Source organism: Nicoletella semolina (assembly GCF_004345745.1).
GTDB classification, from domain to species: domain Bacteria; phylum Pseudomonadota; class Gammaproteobacteria; order Enterobacterales; family Pasteurellaceae; genus Nicoletella; species Nicoletella semolina.
On sequence record NZ_SLXJ01000023.1, the window covers coordinates 1 to 3,307 of the forward strand.

Below are 3,307 nucleotides of genomic sequence, written 5' to 3' on the forward strand. Positions count from 1 at the left end.
AATCAAGCAATCAAGCAATCAAGCAATCAAGCAATCAAGCAATCAAGCAATCAAGCAAAATGATAACACGTTAGTTTTTTGCTTTGCAACTCGCATTATTCATCATTATCACGCCGACGGTTTAATTTTTTCGCAGACACCTCCTATCGACGCCCTTTCTAAACCCACACTTAGTATCTCCCCTTGTGCATTGATGACGCTGGGAGGTCGGTATGAATAAAATCTTTAAAGTTATCTTCAATAAATCTACCCAAACTTGGACAGCAGTTTCAGAATTAAGTAAAGCCAATGGCAAATCTTCTACTAAAGTAGATAAACGTGCCAATCTATCTGCAGGCAAAGTGAGAGTGGTAGCGGCAACGCTCGTTGTAAGCGTTGTTAGTAATACGGTGGTATCGGCAGCGAGTACGAGTAGTAATGGAGGTATCAAGGCTGGTACAGCAAGTGGTGAAGACTCAATTGCTATTGGCGAAGGTTCAAAAGCAGGTACTAATGGATCAAAAGGAGCAATCGCAATTGGTAAAGATTCCAAGGCCATTGCAGGTGCAACGATTGCGATTGGGCGTGGTGCACAAAATTTAAGTGCAGGTAACAGTATCGCTTTTGGTTCAGGAGCAAAAACCTACTCAAACTATTCCATTTCGATTGGTGATGAGGCAGAGGCAGGGAAAATAATGAGTGTCCTAGATAGTGTGGGGTATTATAAAAGCAATATAATTGAGAATGCCATAGCTATCGGCAGAAAGGCTCGAGCTATTAACGAAAGCACGGTTGCAATTGGACATAGTGCAAGCGGTCTAGGTGAATATGCTATTGCTTTGGGACATAAAGCAGAGGCAGGTAATGCGGGCTGGGGGGCCATTGCGATTGGTGCACAAGCACAAGCGATTGCAGGTGCTGCTATTGCTATTGGACGTGGTGCAATGAACCAAAGCTTAGGAAATAGTATCGCCTTTGGTTCAGATGCACACACCTATTCAGGCTATTCGATTGCGATTGGTAATCTAGCACAGGCGGGTATACCCATAACAGGAACTAAACATACCTTAGGGTATTATGATAATGGGCATAGCAATGCCGTAGCTATCGGTAATAAGGCCACAGCTATTGGTGAAGGCTCAATCGCTTTAGGTAAAGATGCGAATACGAAAACCAAATATTCTATCGTATTGGGTGCAGAAGCTCAGTCGTCACGAGAAGAATTTAATGACGGTGAAGGTTCGGTCGTCATTGGTTATAAGGCGAAGGAAATCAATCATCTATTAGTTGGCATGGGGGAAGGTAAGAACAATATTATTATCGGTCGTGAAGCCCTATCTGCAGGTAATAATGTGGTGGGCATTGGATATCAAGCCAATGCTTGGTCGCCTAATAGTGTCGCTATCGGTAACAAAGCTCAAGCCTTGGGGGCAGGAAACACCGTTGGTAGTGACGTTGCTATTGGAGACAGTGCAATCAGCTATAACCAAGATGCGATTGCATTAGGTCATGGGGCAAAGGCGGGTATTGAGTGGACTAAAACAACGTGGGACAAAAATACCGATGCACCTAATTACGCTGTTGGAAGCAAGGGTGCAATCGCAATTGGTGCAAATGCCAAAGCGATTGCGGGGGCGACTATTGCCATTGGACGCGATGCTCAAAATCTTAGCTCAGGAAACAGTATTGCCTTTGGCTCGAACACAAAAACCTATTCGGGTTATTCGATTGCGATTGGTGATCAGGCACAAGCTGGGACAAAAGGTACTCAAAATAGTGATGCAAAATATTATACAGACAGTCAAACTGAAAGTGCTGTCGCAATTGGTCAAAATGCACGAGCTACCCATTTAAAAGCGATTGCATTAGGGGCAGACTCACAAACAGGCGATTATGTTAATGCTAAAGACTCGACGAAAACTACTCTGATGTTTAATGATCATCAAAACCAAGCTATTTCAGTGAGTAGTTTTAAATTTGCAGGTTCAGATAATGGTAATAATCAACGCTATGTTCTCTCTGTGGGTAATAATGCTCTTAAACGCCAAATCCAAAATGTAGCTGCTGGGATCATTTCTGAAAGCAGTACCGATGCGATTAACGGCTCACAGCTGTATTATGTGGCACAAAATGTTGGCTTTAATATCCAAAGAAACGGCACTCCCGTTTCTCGGGTCAATAACAACCACATTGTTAATTTCAAAGACAGTACGCCTAATATTACCGCGAGTGTTGCTGAAAAAGGTAATCAGACCGATATTGAAATTAAATTATCTGACCATTTGAAGGTCAAAGATATTGTTACAGAATCATTGACCGCAACAGGCGATATTACCGTCTCTGAAATAAATGCAGGCAGTATCATTGCCTCAGACATTGAAGCAAGTGAAGCTACTTTTGAAAATGCTCTTACGGTTAACTCAGGTCCAACTGTATTGGGGGGTAGCTTGCAAGTTGAAGGCGAGAGTATCTTTAAAGGGAAGGTGATTTTTGATGGCGGCGTAGAGGTCAGAAAAGTGGTGAAAAACATCACAACAGTGAATTCTACAGATTTTGAAGTTGGTGGCGAAGCTAAATTTAAAGACCATGTGGATTTTGAAGCAGGTGCGACTGTTTATGGTGAGTTGAATGTGGATGATGTGGTCGCAACAGGTACAGTTAATGCCAACAACCTAGAAGCAGCTACCGCCCAAATCTCAAACCTTACTGTCAATGAAAAAATTGAGGCGAGAAAAGGTGTGGATTTAGGTATAGGTTCAGGGGAAGTCGCAGAGCATGAGACAAGGGCAGTATCGGGTGAAGTAGTAGCTCGTGCTATTGAAGAGGTAAAAAACACTGGCTTTAAAGTCAAAGCGAAAGACGGCGAGACGCACACTATAAAATCGGGCGATGTTCTCACCTTTGATGCGACCCAAGAGATGACAGTCGATCAAACAAACGGCACAGTTACCTATGGTTTGGCGACCCCCGTATTAGATACGCTCAAAGCAGCACAAGCTAGAACGGATTCAGGTGTAGTAGGTGGTAACACGACAGATAGCACAGGCAAGCAAGTTGAAGGAGCGTTAGCATTGGGTAAAGACTCAATTGCCTTAGGTACGAATAGTATGGCAATGGGCTTTACTGCAACAGCTAGTGCAAATGGTGCTATCGCTACAGGTGTTAATTCGAAAGCTTCAGGCAGCGATAGCACCGCAATAGGTGCAAACTCACAAGCCACAGAGGAACAGTCTACCGCCACAGGACAAAACGCCCAAGCCACAGGCAATAATGCCACCGCAAGCGGTGCTAATTCCAAAGCGACAGCTGACGGAGCAACGGCAAGTGG

At 43.9% G+C, this 3,307-nt stretch carries 2 protein-coding genes; both read left to right on the forward strand.

Features of this window, described 5'->3' with window-relative positions:
- The coding region (locus EV693_RS09565) for a hypothetical protein (RefSeq protein ID WP_207906510.1) at positions 1-220 on the forward strand (220 nt) is incomplete at its 5' end.
- A partial coding sequence (locus EV693_RS09415; protein ID WP_132502111.1) for an ESPR-type extended signal peptide-containing protein occupies positions 213-3,307 on the forward strand: 3,095 nt, incomplete at its 3' end. The genes EV693_RS09565 and EV693_RS09415, both read left to right, overlap by 8 nt.